Below are 18,928 nucleotides of genomic sequence, written 5' to 3' on the forward strand. Positions count from 1 at the left end.
TGAGCCCCGGCTGGTCGATCACTGACCGGCCGGGGCTTCTCTTTGCCTCGGCATGCCCCATTTGCTGCTTATGTGCCAAGGTGGGGGAGTCGGTGCGGGCGCGTGTGTGGACGTGCTGACGTGTGGAACTCGTCGCGCACGGAAGTGGACGCACACAAGCCAACGCGTACGGAAACGCGTACGGAACGGAGTGCCTGGATGTCTGTCGTGAAGAGCTCGCTGTCCGAGGCGGAACTCAAGGTCGTCGGCGACGCCCTGCAAGGTGCGCTGGTCGACCTGGTGGATCTGTCGCTGGTCGCCAAGCAGGTGCACTGGAACGTCGTGGGGCCGCGCTTCAGGTCCGTCCACCTCCAGCTCGACGAGGTGGTGGACGCCGCCCGGCTGCACTCGGACACGGTGGCCGAGCGGGCCGCCGCGCTGGGTGTCACCCCGGACGGGCGGGCGGCGACCGTGGCGTCGTCGAGCGCGATCGGCAAGGTGCCGACCGGCTGGGTGAAGGACGGCGACGCGGTACGGATCCTCGTCGACGCGCTGGGCGCGGTGATCGCGCGGATGCGGGAGCGGATCGACGCCACGGCCGAGCCGGACCCCATCAGTCAGGATGTGCTGATCGGGCTCACTGCCGAGCTGGAGAAGCATGCGTGGATGTTCCAGGCGGAGGCGGCCTGAGCGGGTCTGGCCGGGCCTGAGCGGGCCTGACGGGCGGGTCTGGTCGGGCTTTGCGGGGGCGTGCGTGATGGCGGGCGCGCTGGGGCCGCACTCGTTGCGCCCTCCCGGTACATGAGGGGGGCCGTCTAGCGTCGGCCCGAGGAGGCGGCCATGAAAGTGGCGGTGCGATGGGTACCGGCGCTCGTGGTGGGGGCGCTGTGGTGGTGGGCCGCGCTGCGCCTGCTGACCGCGCCGGGCGAGGCGGGAGTGACCGAGGGCGCGATGGTCGTGGGCGGCTGGGGGCTGAGTCTGCTGCCGGTGCACGTCGCGGGCCCGGCGCGGGCCGTGGGCTCGATACGGGGCGGGCACTCTGTACGGGGCGGGGACCCGGCGGTCACCAAGGCATCGCGACGCCGCCGTTGGGGCGGAGGATCTGACCCGTCGTGAACGACGAGGCGTCCGACGCCAGATGGAGCACGGCGTGGGCGATGTCCTCCGGTGCGCCGACCCGGCCGAGCGGGGAGAGCCGCACCATCGTCGACTCGATCCGCTGCTGCTGATCGTCCTCGTGCCGCTCGGTCATCGGGGTGCGGACCCAACCCGGGGCCACGGCGTTGACGCGGATGGAGTGCGGGCCGAGCTCGGTGGCGAGGGTCTTGGTGAGCTGGACGACGGCCGCCTTCGAGGCGCTGTAGCAGAGCAGACCGGCGCTGGCGGAGTCGACGGCTCCGGATGCCATCGTGACGATGCTCCCGGGTGTGCCGTTCTCGATCATGACGCGGGCCGCCTCCTGGCAGGCGTACAGCACGCCCTTGAAGTTGACGGCGAGAACGCGGTCGAGATCGGCGTCGTCGGTGTCCAGGACGGGGCCGAAGTGCATGATCCCGGCTATGGCGGCCAGGATGTCGACCCGGCCCGCGCCCCGGACGGCCGCGCGCAGCCGGGGGCGGTCGGTCACGTCCAGCGTGTGGGTGTACGCGGTGCCGCCCGCCTTGGCGATCAGCTCCTGGGTCTCGCGCAGGCCCCTTTCGTCGCGGTCCGCGCAGTGCACGACCGCGCCGGCCTCGGCGAGCAGAACGGCACTGGCCCGCCCGATCCCTCCGGCGGCGCCGGTGACGAAGGCGGTGCGATCGGTGAGGTCGTACGCCGAGAGGGGCATGCGGGGACGGTACGACTGAATCTGACGGTCAGTCAACTACGCTAACTGTGCGGATGCCGTGCGGGGTTGCCGCTTTCCGACGGGTTGTCGGCGGGCGGCTGGTCGACCGGCGGCTGGTCGGCCGGAGGGTTGGGCTGGCAGTGCGGGCACCAGTATGTGGGCCGCTCGCTGCCGGAAGGATCGCGCTGGGTGGTGGTGCGCAGGGCGGTCCCGCAGCGGGGGCAGGGCTGGCCGCTGCGGCCGTACACGTACACCTTGCGCGAGGTGCGCTCCCGGTTGGCTTCGAGGATCTTCTTGGCGGCGGCGACGACCCGTTCGGGGGCGGGGAGCTCGCCGACCCGCAGCCACGGCACGGCCCGTACCGCGAAGCAGATCTCGGACTTGTAGATATTGCCCACCCCGGCGAGGTTGCGCTGGTCGAGCAGGGCCTCGCCGAGGGGGCGGTCGGGGTCTCGGAGCAGATTGCGCAGGGCCAGCTCCGGGTCCCAGTCGGGCCCGAGCAGATCGGGTCCTAGGTGTCCGACGACGCGGTGTTCGTCGCGGGTGCGGAGCAGGTCGAGCACGGCCAGCCGGTATCCGACGGCCGTGTGATCGGCGGTGGCGAGGATCGCCCGGATCTGATCGCTCCGACCGCCCCGCCAGCGCTCGCCGGGCGCGAACACCCGCCAGGACCCCTCCATCCGCAGATGCGAGTGGAGGGTCAGGCCGCCCTCGATCCGGGTGAGCAGATGCTTGCCGCGGGGGGTGACGTCCAGCACGGTCCGCCCGGTCAGGTCGACGGTCGCGAGCCGGGGCACGCGGAGGTCGGACCGGGTCAGCGCACGTCCGCCGAGCGCGCCATCGAGCCGCCGCGCGGTCTGCCAGACGGTGTCTCCTTCGGGCATGAGGCCATTGTGGGGGACCCTCCGGGGGGATGCGGGATTCGGGTGCGAGCAACCCTGCACGGTCCGCAGACGAATGGCTCCAGAGCGGGGTGCAGGGGGCGCAGCCCTCGGGAGAACCGGGGGATCACGGCCGTAGGCGCAGGCCCCTCGGGGTGGGGATGAAGCCCGACGACTCCAGCGCGCGGGCGAGCGGCGACGTGAGCGCGGCCTCGCCGTTGACCCGCTCCACCGTCACCGTGCCCAGCCGCCCCGCCCGCGCCGCCCCCGCCAACGCCTCGACCGCCGCCACGAGCGCCGGGTCGTCGGCCTCGGCCGGCCAGACCAGCAGGGACTTCCCCCCGCGCTCCATGTAGAGCGCGAGCTCGCCGTCGACCAGGACGACCATCGACCCGGCCTTGCGCCCCGGCTTGTGCCCGGCCCCGGCGGGCGGCTCGGGCCAGGGGAGCGCCGCACCGTACGCGTTGGCCGGGTCCGCCGCCGCCAGCACGATCCCGCGCGCGACCGGGCGGGCCTCGGCACGGTCGCGCGCGGTGGCCGCAGCCCGCAGCCGGTCCACGGCACCGTCCATCGCGAACTGCGCGGCGCCGAGCCCCTCGACGACATAGCCGCGCCGCGCCTGGCCGCTGTCCTCGAACGCCGCCAGGATCCGGTACGTCGCCGAGAAGCCGCCCTCGACCCCCTCGGCCGCGACCGCGCCCCGGGTGACCACACCGTGGCGGTCGAGCAGGGTGCGGGCCAGGGCGTGGGCCCGGTGGGTGGGGTCCGGCTCCCGCTCGGGGAGCAGGGACCAGCGGCCCGACACGGTCGGCGGCCCGGTGCGCGAGGCGGGCCGCGCGGCCGCGGTCAGCGTTCCGTAACGCCCGCGCGGCACCGTCCGTTTGGCACGGTGCGCGGTGGACCCGGCGGTGCGGCCCGAGCCGAGGAGCGCCCGCAGCGGCGCGAGCGTGTCATTGGTGAGCCGTCCCGACCAGGCCAGGTCCCACAGCGCGTCGGCCAGTTGCGGATCGGTCGCCTCCGGGTGTGTGGTGGCCCGGACCTGGTCGGCGATCTGGCGGAAGAACAGCCCGTACCCGGGGGCGAGCGCGGTGAGCACCGACTCATGGAGCGCGGTCAGCTCCAGGGGGTGCGGTGGTGGCAGCAGCAGGGGCGCGGCGTCCGCGACGAACAATGAGACCCAGCCGTCCTTGCCGGGCAGCGCGCCCGCCCCGGCCCACAGCACCTCGCCCGTGGTGGTGAGCTCGTCGAGCAGGGCCGGGCCGTAGTCGGAGACCCGGGACGGCAGGATCAGCTTCTCCAGGGCGGAGGCGGGCACGGCGGCGCCCTGCAACTGCTCGATCGCCCGGGCCAGCCCGTCGATGCCCCGCAGACTGCTGGCGCCCAGATGCTGCCACTGCGGCAGGAACGTGGCGAGCGCCGCGGGCGGTACCGGCTCCAGCTCATGGCGCAGCGCGGCCAGCGAGCGGCGGCGCAGCCGGCGCAGCACCGTCGCGTCGCACCACTCCTGCCCGAGCCCCGCCGGGTGGAACTCGCCCTGCACCACGCGCCCGCCCGCCGCGAGCCGCTGGAGCGCGCCGTCGGTGACGGCCGTGCCGAGGCCGAACCGGGCGGCTGCGGTGGCGGAGGTGAACGGGCCGTGCGTACGCGCGTACCGCGACAGGAGGTCGCCGAGCGGGTCCTTGACCGGCTCGGTGAACGCCTCGGGGACGCCGACCGGCAGCGCGGTGCCCAGCGCGTCGCGCAGCCGTCCCGCGTCCTCGATCGCCGCCCAGTGCTCGGCGCCGCCGACCCGCACCCGGATGGCGCGACGGGCACTCGCGAGCTCCTGCGGCCACGCCGGATCGGCGCCGCGCGCGGCCAACTCGGCGTCGGTGAGCGGGCCGAGGACGCGCAGCAGATCGGCGACGCCTTCCACGTCCTTGATCCTGCGGTCCTCGGTGAGCCACTGGAGCTCCTGCTCCAGCTCGGTCAGGACCTCCGCGTCCAGGAGCTCGCGCAGCTCCGCCTGGCCGAGCAGCTCGGACAGGAGCCGGGAGTCGAGGGAGAGCGCCGCGGCCCGCCGCTCGGCCAGCGGCGAGTCGCCCTCGTACAGGAACTGGGCGACGTAACCGAAGAGCAGCGAGCGTGCGAAGGGCGACGGCTCCGGTGTGGTGACCTCGACCAGACGGACCCGGCGCGCTTCGAGGTCGCCCATCAGCTCGGTGAGACCGGGCACGTCGAAGACGTCCTGGAGGCATTCGCGGACGGCTTCCAGGACGATCGGGAACGACCCGAACTCGCTCGCCACCTGCAGCAGTTGGGCCGCCCGCTGGCGCTGCTGCCACAGCGGGGTGCGCTTGCCGGGGTTGCGCCGGGGGAGCAGCAACGCGCGCGCGGCGCACTCGCGGAAGCGGGCGGCGAACAGCGCGGACCCGCCCACCTGGTCGGTGACGATCTGCTCGATCTCGCCCTTGTCGAAGACGGCGTCCGCCGCGCCGACCGGCGCCTGTTCGCTGTCGTAGGTGGAGTCGAGGTGGCCGGGGTCCTGGTCGAGGAGGTCCAGGCCCATCAGGTCGGCGTCGGGCAGCCGCAGCACGATGCCGTCGTCGGCGTGCATGACCTGGGCGTCCATGCCGTACCGCTCGGCGAGGCGGGCGCCGAGCGCCAGGGCCCACGGCGCGTGCACCTGGGCCCCGAAGGGGGAGTGGATGACGACCCGCCAGTCGCCCAGCTCGTCGCGGAACCGCTCGACGAGGATCGTGCGGTCGTCGGGGACATGGCCGCACGCGCGGCGCTGCTCGTCGAGGTAGGCCAGGACGTTGTCCGCCGCCCACGCGTCCAGGCCCGCGCTCAGCAGCCGCAGCCGGGCGTCTTCCGGAGCGAGGGAGCCGACCTCGCGCAGGAACGCGCCGAGCGCGCGCCCCAGTTCGAGCGGGCGGCCCAGCTGGTCGCCCTTCCAGAACGGGAGCCTGCCCGGCACGCCCGGGGCGGGCAGGACCAGCACGCGGTCGCGCGTGATGTCCTCGATCCGCCAGGACGTCGTGCCGAGCGTGAACACATCGCCGACGCGGGACTCGTAGACCATCTCCTCGTCGAGCTCGCCGACCCGGCCGCCGCCCTTCTTGGGGTCGGAGCCGGCCAGGAAGACCCCGAAGAGCCCGCGGTCCGGGATGGTGCCGCCGGAGGTGACCGCGAGCCGCTGGGCGCCCGGGCGGCCGGTGACCGTCCCCGCGACCCGGTCCCACACCACGCGGGGGCGCAACTCCGCGAAGGCGTCCGAGGGATAGCGGCCCGCGAGCATGTCGAGCACCGCCGTGAACGCCGACTCCGGGAGCGCCGCGAACGGTGCGGCCCGGCGGACCAGTGCCAGCAGGTCGTCCGCCTGCCAGCTGTCCAGCGCCGTCATGGCGACCAGCTGCTGCGCCAGCACGTCCAGGGGGTTGGACGGGATGCGCAGCGACTCGATGGCCCCGGAGCGCATCCGCTCGGTGACCACCGCCGACTGGACCAGGTCGCCCCGGTACTTGGGGAAGACCACTCCGGTGGAGACCGCGCCCACCTGATGGCCCGCGCGGCCCACCCGCTGCAGCCCGGAGGCGACCGAGGGCGGCGACTCGACCTGGACGACCAGGTCCACCGCGCCCATGTCGATGCCCAGTTCAAGACTTGAGGTGGCGACGACCGCGGGCAGCCGGCCCGCCTTCAGGTCCTCCTCGACCAGCGCGCGCTGCTCCTTGGAGACCGAGCCGTGATGGGCGCGCGCGAGGACGGCGGGCGCGCCTTTGGAGGCGCCCGACTGGGCCATGATCTCGGCCGGGGAGTGGGCCTCGTCCAGGGGCACAACAGCCTCGCCCGCGTCGAGCGCCGCCGCGGTGGCCCGTTCGTACGCGATCTCGTTGAGCCGGTTGCACAGCCGCTCGGCCAGGCGGCGGGAGTTGGCGAAGACGATCGTCGAGCGGTGGGCCTGGACCAGGTCGACGATGCGCTCCTCGACATGGGGCCAGATCGACGGCTTCTCGGCGCCCTCCTGCGCGTCGGCCGCCGGGGAGCCGCCCAGCTCGCCCAGATCCTCCACGGGCACGACCACCGACAGATCGAACTCCTTGGTGGACGGCGGCTGGACGATCTCCACCTTCCGCTGCGGGGACAGGAAGCGCGCCACCTCGTCCACCGGACGCACCGTCGCCGACAGACCGATCCGGCGGGCGGGCCTGGCCAGCAGCTCGTCCAACCGCTCCAGGGAGAGCGCGAGATGGGCCCCGCGCTTGGTGCCCGCCACCGCGTGCACCTCGTCCAGGATCACCGTCTCGATGCCGGACAGGGCCTCCCGCGCCGAGGACGTGAGCATCAGGAACAGCGACTCGGGGGTGGTGATCAGAATGTCCGGCGGCCGGGTCGACAGGGCGCGGCGCTCGGCGGGCGGGGTGTCTCCCGAGCGGATCCCGACCCGCACCTCCGGCTCCGGCAGGCCCAGGCGCACCGACTCCTGGCGGATACCGGTGAGCGGGGAGCGCAGATTGCGCTCGACGTCGACCGCGAGCGCCTTGAGCGGCGACACGTACAGCACGCGACAGCGCTTCTTCGCCTCGGCGGGCGGCGGGACGGCCGCCAGCCGGTCCAGCGCGGCGAGGAACGCGGCGAGGGTCTTGCCCGAGCCCGTCGGCGCGACGACCAGGACGTCCGAGCCCTCCGCGATCGCCCGCCAGGCGCCTTCCTGGGCGGCGGTGGGCGCGGTGAAGGCTCCCGTGAACCAGCCCCTGGTCGCGGGAGAGAAGGAATCCAGCGCTGTCCGTGCCATGGTCCCCATCGTGCACCCACCCACTGACAATGGCCCCCAGCTGCGAGAATGCGGGTATGAACGCGGCCGAGGAGTGGGCACGGCACTGGCAGTACCCGGGGCTGCCCGGCCTCGATCTGCTCCGCGCCCGCTATGTCAGCCACTCGTTCGCCCGGCACAGCCACGAAGGCTTCGTCTTCGGCGCGGTGCGCGGCGGGATCGAGGACGTGGTGCTGCCCGGCGAGACGATACGGGCGCGCCCCGGCACCGTCGTCATGATCAACCCCGAGGTGCCGCACGCCGCCCACGCCGGAGTCCCCGAGGGCTGGTCGTACGCGACGCTCTACCCGTCGGCGCGGCTGGTCGCCGAGATCGCGGCCGAGACCACCACCTTGCGCGGCACCGCCGGATTCGCCGAGACCATCGTCGAGGACCCGGAGACGTCGCTGCTCATCCAGGAGGTGCACCGGGCGGCCGAGCAGGGCAACGCGCTGGCCGCCGACAGCCTGTTCCGCATCGCCGTCGCCCGGCTGCTGCGCCGCCACGGCCGCTCGCTCCCCACGCGCGCGACGGTGTCGGCGGGCGCCCGCACCGCGGCCGCCGCCAAGGCGGTCCTGGAGGAGCGGCTGGCCGAGCCGCCGTCCCTGGAACAGCTCGCGCGCGACCTCGGGACCAGCCCGTTCGCGCTGCTGCGGGCCTTCAAGGGCGTGTACGGGCTGCCCCCGCACACCTGGCTCACCGGCGAGCGCGTCCGCCGGGCCCGGCTCCTGCTTGAGGCGGGGACCACGCCCGCGCAGGCGGCCGTCACCGTCGGCTTCAGCGACCAGCCGCACCTCAACCGCCACTTCACCCGCATCGTCGGAGTGCCCCCCGGCGCCTACCGCAAGGAACGCCTGCGCGCCGAGCACCTCCAGGAGCGCGTGTCCGGCGCGTAGGGGAGGAGCCCGCAAGAACGTACAAGAACGCCGGGGCCGGTTCCCCGTAACCTCCGGGGCGTGGCAGCAGAACAGACAGCACCTCCAGAGATACGCCCCCAGGGCGCGGCCAAGCCGGACTCCGCCGTCGTCAGGGACGCCCTCGGCGTCGGTGTCGCCGTGGGCCTGTCCGGCTTCGCCTTCGGTGTGACCTCGGCGGGATCGGGGCTCACGGTCCTGCAGACCTGCGCGCTCAGCCTCCTCGTCTTCACGGGGGCCTCGCAGTTCGCCCTGGTGGGCGCGCTGGCGGCGGGCGGCAACCCGTTCACCGCCGCGGCCGGCGCGTTCTTCCTCGGCGTACGCAACGCGTTCTACGGGCTGCGGCTCTCGCAGCTGCTCGCCCTCCCGCGCGCGATGCGGCCGCTCGCCGCCCAGTGGGTGATCGACGAGACGACCGCGGTGACACTCGCGCAGCCCACCCGGCGGGCCGCCCGGATCGGCTTCACCGTCACCGGACTCTCGCTCTACGTGCTGTGGAACCTGACGACCCTGGGCGGGGCGCTGGGCGCGGAGGCGATCGGCGACACCGACGCGTGGGGGCTGGACGCGGCGAGTCCCGCCGTCTTTTTGGCGCTGCTCGCGCCGATGCTCACGACCGCCACCGAGCGGATCACCGCCGGGGTCGCCGTGCTGCTGGCGCTGGGGCTGCTGCCGGTACTGCCCGCCGGGGCGCCGGTCCTGGTGGCCGCGCTCGCCGCGCCTGTCGTGCTCTTCCTGAAAGGGCGGAGGATGAACGCGAGCCCCGAGGAGTCCGAGAAGTCAGAGAACTCCGGCAACTCCGAGAACTCCGGCAACTCCGAGAAGGGAGCGGGGCGTTGAGCGTATGGATCGCGATCGCGGCCACCGCCGCCGGGTGCTACCTCGTCAAGCTGCTCGGGCTCCTCGTCCCCGCCGGGGCGCTGGAGCGGCCGCTGGTGAAACGCCTCGCGGCACTGCTGCCGGTGGCGCTGCTGGCCGCCCTCACCGCCCAGCAGACCTTCAGCACCGGCCACCAGCTGGAGCTCGACGCCAGGGCCGCGGGCCTCGCGGCGGCAGCCGTCGCCCTGCTGCTGCGGGCCCCCTTCCTGGTCATCGTCGGGGCCGCCGTCCTGGTGACGGCGGGGGTGCGGGCGCTGGGCGGCTGAGGCCGGTCGATCCGGCCCCGCGCCGACCGGCGCCCGCACCGCGCGCGTACGCCGTCAGTCGATCGGGCGGCCGTGGGCGCGCAGGGTCCGCAGTGCCTCGACCGTCACGATCGGACGCCACTCCAGGGCCGTGCCCGGCGCCCACTCGCGCCAGTGGATGGGCCAGCCGCCGTCCTCGCGCTGCTCGGCCGCGAGGTGGTCGAGCGAGCGCGCCATCTCCTCGTCGGTGAACCAGCGGCGGGCCAGTGATTCGGGCACGCGCGCGTAGTCGTGCGGGAAGTGGTGCTCGCCCGGCGCGTATCCGGGGGCGACGGGGAAGTCGTCGAGCCGGTCCGGATCGAGCACCGCGAGGCGCTGTTCGCGCACCAGGTGTCCCAGCCGGTCGGCCGCGGCCTCGGCCCGGCCGCGGTCGGGCACCCCGTCCAGGAAGGCGATCGCGGCCTCGATCTCGTACGGATGGGACTTCTCCATCCCCTCGACCGCCGCCCAGCAGAAGTCCGTGGCCCGGAAGAGCCACGCGTGCCACACCTGGCTGCGGTGGAGCAGCCCGACCACCGGACCGGTGGCCAGCAGTTCGCTGGGCGGGTCGTCGACGACCTGGATGAACGGCGCCGAGGGGTAGCCGCGCAGCGACGGATGGAGCGCCGGCAGGGCGCCGTCCTGCGCGGAGACCCCCGTCAGATAGCGGCAGACCCGCTCGGCCCGGCGGCCGCTGAGACGGCCCACGGAGTCGAGCACGCGCAACGCGTGCGCGGTGTGCAGCGGCTGGCTGACGGGGCCGCGCAGATCGGGTTCGAGCGCGTGCCCGTAGCCGCCGTCGTCGTTCTCGTAGGCGGCGAGCGCGGTCTCCACCGCGTCGGCGGCGCCGCCGAGGAAGTGGTACGCGAACCGCCGCTGTTCCAGCACGCGGGCCGTCAGCCACACGAAGTGCTCGGCGCGCGCGAGGGGCGTGCGGACAGTCGAGGGTGGTGCTCCTGATCCGGCCATGGTCCGACCGTAGGGCGCACAGCGCCGCGGGCAAGGGGGGACGGGCCCGGCTGCACTCTCAGGGGCGGGATACTGGGGTCATGCGGTTGACGATTTTCTGGGAGCGGATGGCCGACCACTTCGGCGAGGCGTACGCGGACTCCTTCGCGCGCGACCATGTGATGGCCGAACTGGGCGGGCGTACCGTGCACCAGGCGCTCGACGCGGGGTGGGAGACCAAGGACGTCTGGCGGGCCGTGTGCCGCGCCATGGACGTGCCCGCGCACAAGCGGTGACGACCGCCTGGGCCACGGCCTGACACCCCGGCCCGGAACGCTCCCGGCGAACGCTGGCAGCGGCATCGGCGAGACTTGCTCCGTGGCACCGACTGACGACAGCGACACCCAGACAGACCGCCGGGCCGACCGCCTGACCGAGAACGAGCGCCGGACGACCGCGCCCGAGGGCGGCATTCCGCGCGCGGCCACGGGCGAGCGCTCGGCCGTGGCGGGCGGCGCGGTCCCCGGCGGCGGGACCGCCGAGCCGACGCCCGTCCCCGGGGCCTGGGGCGCCGCGCGCATGCCCCGGTGGCTGCCGCGCGCCATGGTGCTCGGGCTCGCCCTCTACGGCTGTTTCCAGCTCGGCAGCTGGGCCTTCCACCAGCTCATCGGGCTGCTGATCAACATCCTGATCTCGTTCTTCCTCGCCCTCGCGGTCGAGCCGGCCGTCAGCCGGATGTCGGCCCGCGGGATGCGCCGCGGGCTCGCCACCTTCCTGGTCTTCTTCGCGGTGTTCCTCGCGACGGCCGGGTTCGTCGTGCTGCTCGGCTCGATGCTGGCGGGCCAGATCGTCGACATGGTCGAGCACTTCCCGAGGTACCTCGACTCGGTGATCAGCTGGATCAACCAGACCTTCCACACCGATCTCTCCCGGGTCGAGGTGCAGGACAGCGTGCTGCACTCGGACTGGCTGCAGAAGTACGTGCAGAACAGCGCGAGCGGTGTGCTCGATGTCTCGACCACCGTCCTCGGCGGGCTCTTCCGGCTGCTGACGATCTTCCTTTTCTCGTTCTACTTCGCGGCGGACGGGCCCCGGCTGCGGCGCACCGTCTGCTCCATGCTGCCGCCGGCCCGCCAGGCCGAGGTGCTGCGCGCCTGGGAGATCGCGGTCGACAAGACCGGCGGCTACCTCTACTCGCGCGGCCTGATGGCGCTCGTCTCCGGCGTCGCGCACTACATCCTGCTGCAGATCCTGGGCGTGCCGTACGCCCCGGTGCTCGGTGTCTGGGTGGGTCTGGTCTCCCAGTTCATCCCCACCATCGGTACGTATCTGGCGGGCGCCCTGCCGATGCTGGTCGCCTTCACCGTCGACCCCTGGTACGCGGTGTGGGTGCTCGGCTTCGTCGTGGTCTACCAGCAGTTCGAGAACTACATGCTGCAGCCCAAGCTCACCGCCAGGACCGTGGACATCCACCCGGCGGTGGCCTTCGGCTCGGTCATCGCGGGCACCGCGCTGATGGGTGCGGTCGGCGCGCTCATCGCGATCCCGGCGGTCGCGACGCTCCAGGCGTTCCTGGGCGCCTATGTGAAGCGGTACGACGTGACGGACGACCCGCGGGTGCACGGCAGGCGCGAGCGGCCCGTGCGCGGCGGAGACCCGGCGGCGGCGCGGATACGGCGGGCCCTGGGGCGGGACCGGGCCGCCCAGCCGGTGCCGCCGACCGGTGGCGACGGGGTCTGAGCCGGGCCTGCCACGGGCCCGCACCGGTGGTCGCGGCGGCCCGGCGGGGGTGCCGGGCGTGCCGCGTGGTGCGCTTGACACCAAAATCGAACATCCATTCAGATGGAGTCAGGGCCCTGTGTTTGCTTGGGTTCCGCCGGTTCGACGGCGGAGTTATCCACAGGCCGGGAGGGACTCCGGGGCCCATTGTCAGTGGCAGGGGTTAGCGTCTTTGACGTGAAGCGATCGACTCAAGCAAACCGGGTGGAACCCATGGCAGGAACCGACCGCGAGAAGGCGCTCGACGCCGCGCTCGCACAGATTGAACGGCAATTCGGCAAGGGCGCGGTGATGCGCCTGGGCGAGCGGCCGAACGAGCCCATCGAGGTCATCCCCACCGGGTCGACCGCGCTCGACGTGGCGCTCGGCGTGGGCGGGCTGCCGCGCGGCCGAGTGGTGGAGGTGTACGGACCGGAGTCCTCCGGCAAGACGACCCTGACGCTGCACGCGGTGGCGAACGCGCAGAAGGCCGGCGGCCAGGTCGCCTTCGTGGACGCGGAGCACGCGCTCGACCCCGAGTACGCGAAGAAGCTCGGCGTCGACATCGACAACCTGATCCTGTCCCAGCCGGACAACGGCGAGCAGGCTCTGGAGATCGTCGACATGCTGGTCCGCTCCGGCGCCCTCGACCTCATCGTCATCGACTCCGTCGCGGCCCTGGTGCCGCGCGCGGAGATCGAGGGCGAGATGGGCGACTCGCACGTGGGTCTGCAGGCCCGTCTGATGTCCCAGGCGCTCCGGAAGATCACCAGCGCGCTGAACCAGTCCAAGACCACCGCGATCTTCATCAACCAGCTCCGCGAGAAGATCGGCGTGATGTTCGGCTCGCCGGAGACCACGACCGGTGGCCGCGCGCTCAAGTTCTACGCCTCGGTGCGCCTCGACATCCGCCGTATCGAGACGCTGAAGGACGGCACCGACGCGGTCGGCAACCGCACCCGCGTCAAGGTCGTCAAGAACAAGGTCGCGCCGCCCTTCAAGCAGGCCGAGTTCGACATCCTGTACGGCCAGGGCATCAGCCGCGAGGGCGGCCTGATCGACATGGGCGTCGAGCACGGCTTCGTCCGCAAGGCCGGCGCCTGGTACACGTACGAGGGCGACCAGCTCGGCCAGGGCAAGGAGAACGCGCGCAACTTCCTGAAGGACAACCCCGATCTCGCCAATGAGATCGAGAAGAAGATCAAGGAGAAGCTGGGCGTCGGCGTCCGGCCCGAGGAGCCGAAGGCCGAGCCGGGCCAGGACGCGGCCGGAGTCCCGGAGGCGGAGGCGGCATCGGTGCCGGCCCCGGCCACCAAGGCGAAGACGGCCAAGGCCGCCGCTGCCAAGAGCTAGAAAATGACACGCAGGACCGAGTGGGCCGAGCCGGACGGAGCGGGTCCCGAGCGGGCCCGGTCCGGGCGGCCGGTCCCGGGGCGGGCCGGGTCCCGAAAGGGCGGCCCGGAGGGATTCGGCGACGGCCCCGACTCGTCGAGGGCCGAGAAGGAGCCGTCGCCGCAGGACCCGGCCGAGCGGGCGCGGGCGATCTGTCTGCGCCTGCTCACCGGGCAGCCCAGGACCCGTAAGCAACTGGCCGACGCCCTGAAGAAGCGGGAGATCCCCGACGAGGTCGCCGAGGAGGTGCTCTCGCGCTTCGAGGAGGTCGGGCTGATCAACGACGCGGCGTTCGCGGGGGCGTGGGTGGAGTCCCGCCACCACGGGCGCGGCCTCGCCCGCCGTGCCCTGGCGCGCGAGCTCCGCACCAAGGGCGTGGACTCGGCGGTGGTCGACGAGGCGGTCGGGCAGCTCGACTCCGACCAGGAGGAGGAGACCGCGCGGGAACTCGTGGCCCGCAAGCTCCGCTCCACCCGGGGCCTGGACCGCGACCGCCGGATCCGCCGTCTCGCGGGCATGCTGGCCCGCAAGGGCTACCCGGAGGGCATGGCCCTGCGGGTCGTCCGCCAGGCCCTGGAGGCCGAGGGCGAGGCGGCGGACGACTTGTACGAGACGTACTGACGTATTGACGTACTGAACTGACGTGTTGACGTACTGGTTGACGCGCTGAGGGGACTGCGGCGGAGTACCCGGGGTGGGGGGCTTCGGCCCAGCCGACCCGGGGCCGCCGCCCCCTAGGCCGACGCCTCTCGGCCCGCGGCCTCCGCCGGTGCCGTCACCGGGAGGCCCTGAGCGCGCCATGCCTGGAAGCCGCCCACCAGGTCCGTGGCGCGGTGCAGGCCCAGCCCGTGCAGGGACGCGGCCGCGAGGCTCGACGCGTAGCCCTCGTTGCAGATCACCACGACCCGCAGGTCATGGCCGGTGGCCTCGGGGGCGCGGTGGCTGCCCTGGGGGTCCAGCCGCCACTCCAGCTCATTGCGCTCGACCACGAGCGCGCCGGGGATCAGACCGTCCCTCTCGCGCAGCGCCGCGTAGCGGATGTCGACGAGCAGCGCCTCGCCCGCCCGCGCGGCGTCGTGCGCCTCCCGGGCCCCGATCCGGTCGAGGCCGTGCCGGACGCGCTCCAGCAACTCGTCGATTCCCAGCGGCCGTTCACTCGCTTCGCTCACTGCCAGTCCCCCGGGTGCTCGACCCGCTCAAGGCGCAGCACCGCGCCCGTACGGCTGTAGCGCCGGATCAGCGGCAGGGGCGGATAGTAGGCGTGGACCGAGATGGTGTGCTCGGTCGTCGACTCGTTGCGGACCTCGTGCACATGGTGCGGTCCGAACGCTCGCCCCGTTCCGGCCGCCACACTCCGTGAACGGTCGAGGTCCTCCGCGAGTTCCAGCGTCTTCCATCCCTCGGTCGGCAACCGGGCCGCCAGGGAGTCCTCCTTGAGCGTGCCCGCCGCCGTGGCGAAGGCGCCGTGCGAGCCGCCGTGGTCGTGCCAGCCGGTGCCGGTGCCGGGCGGCCAGCCGATCAGCCAGGCCTCGCTGCCGCCGGGACCGTCCAGCCGGATCCAGGTCCGGCCCTGCGGATCGAGCGGCAGGGAGGCGACGAGCGTGTCGTCGGCGGCGGTGCGGCGGGCGAAGTCGAGCAGTTCCGCCTGGCTCGGCCCGGACGAGGAGGCGGACCGGGAGACAGGGGCCGTCGCGGGCGTGGGGGAGTGCGTGGAAGGTGACACGAAGGGACCGTCCTGGAGAGTTCGCGAGAGCGCGCGTACGCGGGACAGCGGCCCGGCGGCGCGCGAAGGGGAAGGCGAATCAGCAGGAGGGGCGACACACGCAGCCCGCGTAACGGACGAGGTCCATATGGACCCTCCGCCACAGGCGCACATCGGTGTCGGTCACGTTCCGGAGTAGACCATGCGCGCCCGCGTCGGTCAATTGACGTCCGCCGTACGGTCCTCCACGCGCGCGTGGGCGAGGGATCCGCCGCGTGCCGCGTCCGCCGCCGCGTACAGCTCGGCGGGCCACACCCCGCCGAACGCGGCCACCAGGTGTCCGTCGGGGCGTACGAGCAGCACCGAGTGGGCGGCCGCGCCCGGGTACTCCTCGGCGACCAGCAGCTCGGCGTCCGCGGGGAGCGAGCCGACCGCCGCCGCCAGGCGCGGCATCACTCCGGCGGTCAGCCAGTGCCGCCGCTCCCACACGCCGGTGCCGGGCGCGATCAGGATCACCAGGAGCCGTCCCCGGCCGAGCCGCTCGCGCAGCGCCACCGTGGACCCGTCCGGCGCCGTCACCGGTACGTCCTCGACGGGCGCCCCCGGCGCCGTGCCGACCGGGGTGTGCGCCTCGGCGGGTGGGGGTGCCAGGGGGGAGTGCGGGTAGGAGGGGGGCGCGCCGAGCGGGCCGCGCCCCAAGTGGCCGTCCGCGAGCAGCGCGTCGTGGCCGCGCGCGGTGCCCGGGATGTACGCGCGCAGCCCTCCGCCGCCGCGCAGGACCGGCAGTGCCTGGTCGGCGGCGCGCAGCCGGGCGGCCACGCTCGCGCGCCGCTCGGTCTGATAGCTGTCGAGCAGCACCTCGGACGCCCCGTGGTGCCAGGCCTGGGCCAGCTTCCAGGCCAGGTTCGCGGCGTCCCGCAGCCCCTCGTCGAGCCCCTGGATGCCCACCGCGCCCAGCAGATGCGCGGCGTCCCCGGCGAGGAAGGCGCGGCGCACCCGCCAGCGCCGGGCGAGGCGGTGGTGCAGCGTGTACACACCGGTGTCGAGGAGTTCGAAGGGAGGCGTCGTGCCGCACCAGCCGGCCAGGGTGTCGCGCAGCCGGCCCATCAGCGCGTCGGGGGTGACGAGTTCGGCACGCGGCGGCAGCAGCCAGTCGATGCGCCACACCCCGTCCGGCAGCGGCCGCGCCGTCACCTCGTCGCCCCCGGTGCGCCAGGGCGGCAGCCGGTGCAGCAACGCCTCCTGGGGCCAGGGCAGTTCGGTGCGCAGCGCCACGACGGCCTGGCGCTCCACCGCCGTACGCCCGGCGAAGCGGATGTCGAGGAGCTTGCGCACGGTGGAGCGGGCGCCGTCGCAGCCCACCAGGTAACTGCCGCGCCACCAGGTCGCGTCGGGCCCCGAGGAGTGTGCGGCGACGCCGCTCTCGTCCTGCTCCAGGGCGTCAAGGCGGCTGTGCGGCACCACCCGGACGAGGCTGGAGGCGGCCGCGGCGTCGCGCAGCCCGCGGGTCAGGGAGTGCTGCGGCAGGTGGACCGGGGACGGGCCGCCGTCGTGACCGTCTCCGAAGGAGACCTGGCGTTGCAGATGGCCCCGGCGCATGGCCCGCCAGCCCGTCCAGCGGGCGCTCTCGTCGCGTACCGTGGCGCTGCCGAGGCATTCGGCGAACGCGGCCGTGTCGGGCCGCAGGACGGCCGTACGGGCCGGTCGGGACTCCTCGCGGCCGGAGCCCTCGTCCAGCACGACGCTGGGCACGCCCTGGGCGGCGAGCGAGAGGGCGAGCGCCAGTCCGACGGGACCGGCGCCGACGACGATCACCGGGTCCACGGCGCGTCCCCTCCGGCCCGTCGGGACGGCTGGCAGGTGGCGCTGGGGACCCGGTGCACGATCACAGAACGTATGCAACCCACTGCGGGTGCTTGCGTCAAGTGACGGAGGCAGTGACGCGGTCGCCACTGCCTCACATACCGTCAGTTCGTCGTACCACCAGGCCCGTCGGGCACATTGGCCCCGGCGCCCGCGATGGCTCCGACCGGGTCGGCGGCGGTCACGGGAGCGGCGGCCGCGCCCATCGTGATGCCGGTGCGGGCGCGCCGTCCGCGCCGCTCGATCCAGGTGGCGAGCCCGGAGAGCGCCAGGCACATCGCCACGTAGATGGTGCCGATGACGACGATCGTCGACACATACGGGTACTGGCCGTTGACCTGCGTGTTGCTGGCGATCAGCCGGGCGGTCTGGAGCAGTTCGGGGTACAGGATGATGAAGCCGAGCGAGGTGTCCTTGAGGGTGACCACCAGCTGGCTGATGATCGTCGGCAGCATCGCCCGGACCGCCTGCGGGATGAGCACGCTGGTCATGACCTGCGTCTTGCTCATGCCGAGCGCGTACGCCGCCTCGCGCTGGCCCTTGGGCACCGAGTTGACGCCCGCCCGCAGCACCTCGGCCTGGACGCAGCCGTTGTAGATCGACAGGCCGAGCGCGAGCGCCCACATCGAGTAGTCGGTGAGGAATCCGACCCAGACGGCGTAGATGGTGATCAGCAGCGGGATCGAGCGGAAGAGTTCGATGAAGGCCGTCGCGGCCCAGCGGACGGGCCGGTGGTCGGAGAGCCGGGCGACCGCGAGGAGCACGCCGAGGACCAGCGACCCGACGGCCGCGAGGCCGAAGGCCTTCAGGGTGGCGACGACGCCGTCGGAGATGTTCTGCCGGATGCCCGCGTAGTTGAAGATGTCCCACATCTCGGGGGCGAGATGGCCCTTGTCCTTCAGCCGTATGACGCTGACCGCGAGCAGCGCCACGATGGCGAGGGAGCCGACGACGGCGTAGATCCGGTTGCGTACGACGGCCTTGGGGCCCGGGGCGTCGTAGAGAACGCTGGCGCTCATCGGGCGACCTCCATACGGCTCTCCAGCAGGCGGAAGGCGCCGCTGATGGCGAAGGTGACGACCAGGTAGCCGAGAGCGACCCAGACGAAGAGGGAGGCGATGCCGTAGCCCTGGTCGCTCATCAGCTTCTGCCAGCCGAAGAGTTCGGTGACGCTGAAGGCACCGGCGATCGCCGAGTTCTTGGTGAGCGCGATGAAGATCGAGCTCAGCGGCGGGATGACGGTCCTGGTGGCCTGCGGCAGCACGATCAGACGCAGCGTCTGCGTGAACGACATCCCGATCGAGCGGGCGGCCTCGGCCTGGCCCAGCGGGACGGTGTTGATGCCGGAGCGGACGGTCTCGCACACGAAGGAGGCGGTGTAGAAGCCGAGGGCGAGCGAGCCGAGCAGGAAGGGGTCCATCCCGGGGAAGAAGATCTCCGGTACGACGAAGAAGAAGACCAGGAAGAGCAGGGTCAGCGGGGTGTTGCGCAGCAGCGTCACCCAGGCGGTGCCGAAGAACCGCAGCGGCGGCACCGGCGAGACCCGGAATCCGGCCAGCAGCAGGCCGAGGACCAGCGCGATGACCGAACTGACGGCGGTGATCTCCACGGTTCCTATGAAGCCGTCACGGAATTCCGAGAAGTTGTCGAGCAGTACGTTCATGAGGTCTCCGCGTCGGCGGGGGTCGGCTGGGCGGGCAGGGCC

The 18,928-nt window shown here is 73.2% G+C and carries 19 protein-coding genes; 9 read left to right on the forward strand and 10 right to left on the reverse strand.

Annotated features, from left to right (window positions below):
• Nucleotides 1–198: 198 nt before the first annotated feature.
• Nucleotides 199–669: a DNA starvation/stationary phase protection protein gene (locus ACGFRG_RS30275; RefSeq protein WP_361429812.1), complete on the forward strand. Its 471-nt coding sequence runs from the start codon at nucleotides 199–201 to the stop codon at nucleotides 667–669.
• Nucleotides 670–825: 156 nt separating this feature from the next.
• Nucleotides 826–1,095 (forward strand): hypothetical protein, encoded by a 270-nt coding sequence (locus tag ACGFRG_RS30280; RefSeq protein WP_361429942.1) that lies wholly within the window; start codon nucleotides 826–828, stop codon nucleotides 1,093–1,095.
• On the opposite strand, the gene ACGFRG_RS30285 is transcribed toward ACGFRG_RS30280, so the two are convergent.
• The 3 genes from ACGFRG_RS30285 to ACGFRG_RS30295 form a co-directional block, all read right to left on the reverse strand.
• Nucleotides 1,043–1,807 carry an SDR family oxidoreductase gene (locus ACGFRG_RS30285; RefSeq protein WP_361429814.1) on the reverse strand — a complete coding sequence of 255 codons (765 nt, stop codon included), beginning with the start codon at nucleotides 1,805–1,807 and terminating at the stop codon, nucleotides 1,043–1,045. The two genes, ACGFRG_RS30280 and ACGFRG_RS30285, sit on opposite strands and share 53 nt — an antisense overlap.
• A gap of 41 nt (nucleotides 1,808–1,848) precedes the next feature.
• Nucleotides 1,849–2,691: an Fpg/Nei family DNA glycosylase gene (locus ACGFRG_RS30290; RefSeq protein ID WP_393269028.1), complete on the reverse strand. Its 843-nt coding sequence runs from the start codon at nucleotides 2,689–2,691 to the stop codon at nucleotides 1,849–1,851.
• 124 nt (nucleotides 2,692–2,815) lie between these two features.
• The gene (locus ACGFRG_RS30295) at nucleotides 2,816–7,465 is read right to left on the reverse strand and encodes an ATP-dependent helicase (protein WP_393269032.1); all 4,650 of its coding nucleotides are present in this window, start codon (nucleotides 7,463–7,465) and stop codon (nucleotides 2,816–2,818) included.
• Nucleotides 7,466–7,521: 56 nt separating this feature from the next.
• Here ACGFRG_RS30295 and ACGFRG_RS30300 point away from each other — a divergent pair, with 56 nt between their 5' ends.
• Genes ACGFRG_RS30300 through ACGFRG_RS30310 form a run of 3 tightly spaced genes read left to right on the forward strand, consistent with a single transcriptional unit; the run spans nucleotide 7,522 to nucleotide 9,542 of the window.
• Complete coding sequence (locus ACGFRG_RS30300; RefSeq protein ID WP_361429820.1) at nucleotides 7,522–8,379, forward strand: AraC family transcriptional regulator; 858 nt, start codon at nucleotides 7,522–7,524, stop codon at nucleotides 8,377–8,379.
• 60 nt (nucleotides 8,380–8,439) lie between these two features.
• A complete protein-coding gene (locus tag ACGFRG_RS30305) occupies nucleotides 8,440–9,237 on the forward strand; it encodes an AzlC family ABC transporter permease (protein ID WP_361429821.1) in 798 nt (265 codons plus the stop codon).
• Complete coding sequence (locus tag ACGFRG_RS30310; protein ID WP_361429823.1) at nucleotides 9,234–9,542, forward strand: AzlD domain-containing protein; 309 nt, start codon at nucleotides 9,234–9,236, stop codon at nucleotides 9,540–9,542. Before ACGFRG_RS30305 ends, ACGFRG_RS30310 begins: the two co-directional genes overlap by 4 nt.
• 54 nt (nucleotides 9,543–9,596) lie before the next feature.
• Here the strand turns inward: ACGFRG_RS30310 and ACGFRG_RS30315 are convergent, their stop codons facing one another.
• On the reverse strand, nucleotides 9,597–10,529 hold the full coding sequence (locus ACGFRG_RS30315; RefSeq protein WP_361429825.1) for a hypothetical protein: 933 nt from the start codon (nucleotides 10,527–10,529) through the stop codon (nucleotides 9,597–9,599).
• Between the two features lie 80 nt (nucleotides 10,530–10,609).
• Between ACGFRG_RS30315 and ACGFRG_RS30320 the strand changes: the two genes are divergently transcribed.
• From ACGFRG_RS30320 to recX, 4 genes are all read left to right on the forward strand, one after another.
• Nucleotides 10,610–10,804, forward strand: a complete 195-nt coding sequence (locus ACGFRG_RS30320) for a DUF3046 domain-containing protein (protein ID WP_361429827.1) — start codon at nucleotides 10,610–10,612, stop codon at nucleotides 10,802–10,804.
• 82 nt (nucleotides 10,805–10,886) lie between these two features.
• On the forward strand, nucleotides 10,887–12,248 hold the full coding sequence (locus ACGFRG_RS30325) for an AI-2E family transporter (protein ID WP_393269036.1): 1,362 nt from the start codon (nucleotides 10,887–10,889) through the stop codon (nucleotides 12,246–12,248).
• 252 nt (nucleotides 12,249–12,500) lie between these two features.
• Nucleotides 12,501–13,619, forward strand: a complete 1,119-nt coding sequence (gene recA, locus ACGFRG_RS30330) for a recombinase RecA (protein ID WP_393269039.1) — start codon at nucleotides 12,501–12,503, stop codon at nucleotides 13,617–13,619.
• A 3-nt stretch (nucleotides 13,620–13,622) separates the two neighbouring features.
• Nucleotides 13,623–14,279, forward strand: coding sequence for a recombination regulator RecX (recX, locus tag ACGFRG_RS30335; protein ID WP_361429829.1), 657 nt, complete (start codon nucleotides 13,623–13,625; stop codon nucleotides 14,277–14,279).
• A 113-nt stretch (nucleotides 14,280–14,392) separates the two neighbouring features.
• Here recX and ACGFRG_RS30340 read toward each other — a convergent pair whose 3' ends face one another.
• From ACGFRG_RS30340 to ACGFRG_RS30365, 6 genes are all read right to left on the reverse strand, one after another.
• Entirely contained in the window at nucleotides 14,393–14,827 is a 435-nt protein-coding gene (locus ACGFRG_RS30340; RefSeq protein ID WP_393269042.1) for a rhodanese-like domain-containing protein, read from the reverse strand.
• On the reverse strand, nucleotides 14,824–15,381 hold the full coding sequence (locus ACGFRG_RS30345; RefSeq protein ID WP_393269045.1) for a cysteine dioxygenase: 558 nt from the start codon (nucleotides 15,379–15,381) through the stop codon (nucleotides 14,824–14,826). Before ACGFRG_RS30345 ends, ACGFRG_RS30340 begins: the two co-directional genes overlap by 4 nt.
• Nucleotides 15,382–15,460: 79 nt before the next feature.
• On the reverse strand, nucleotides 15,461–15,673 hold the full coding sequence (locus ACGFRG_RS30350; protein WP_361429833.1) for a putative leader peptide: 213 nt from the start codon (nucleotides 15,671–15,673) through the stop codon (nucleotides 15,461–15,463).
• Complete coding sequence (locus ACGFRG_RS30355; RefSeq protein ID WP_361429835.1) at nucleotides 15,580–17,184, reverse strand: FAD-dependent monooxygenase; 1,605 nt, start codon at nucleotides 17,182–17,184, stop codon at nucleotides 15,580–15,582. The genes ACGFRG_RS30350 and ACGFRG_RS30355 overlap by 94 nt, the downstream gene beginning before the upstream one ends.
• Nucleotides 17,185–17,327: 143 nt before the next feature.
• The gene (locus tag ACGFRG_RS30360; RefSeq protein WP_393269049.1) at nucleotides 17,328–18,242 is read right to left on the reverse strand and encodes an amino acid ABC transporter permease; all 915 of its coding nucleotides are present in this window, start codon (nucleotides 18,240–18,242) and stop codon (nucleotides 17,328–17,330) included.
• Nucleotides 18,239–18,886, reverse strand: a complete 648-nt coding sequence (locus ACGFRG_RS30365) for an amino acid ABC transporter permease (RefSeq protein WP_361429839.1) — start codon at nucleotides 18,884–18,886, stop codon at nucleotides 18,239–18,241. The genes ACGFRG_RS30360 and ACGFRG_RS30365 overlap by 4 nt, the downstream gene beginning before the upstream one ends.
• Nucleotides 18,887–18,928: the final 42 nt, after the last annotated feature.

The sequence above is a fragment of the Streptomyces sp. NPDC048696 genome (assembly GCF_043198895.1).
In the GTDB taxonomy this organism is placed as follows: domain Bacteria; phylum Actinomycetota; class Actinomycetes; order Streptomycetales; family Streptomycetaceae; genus Streptomyces.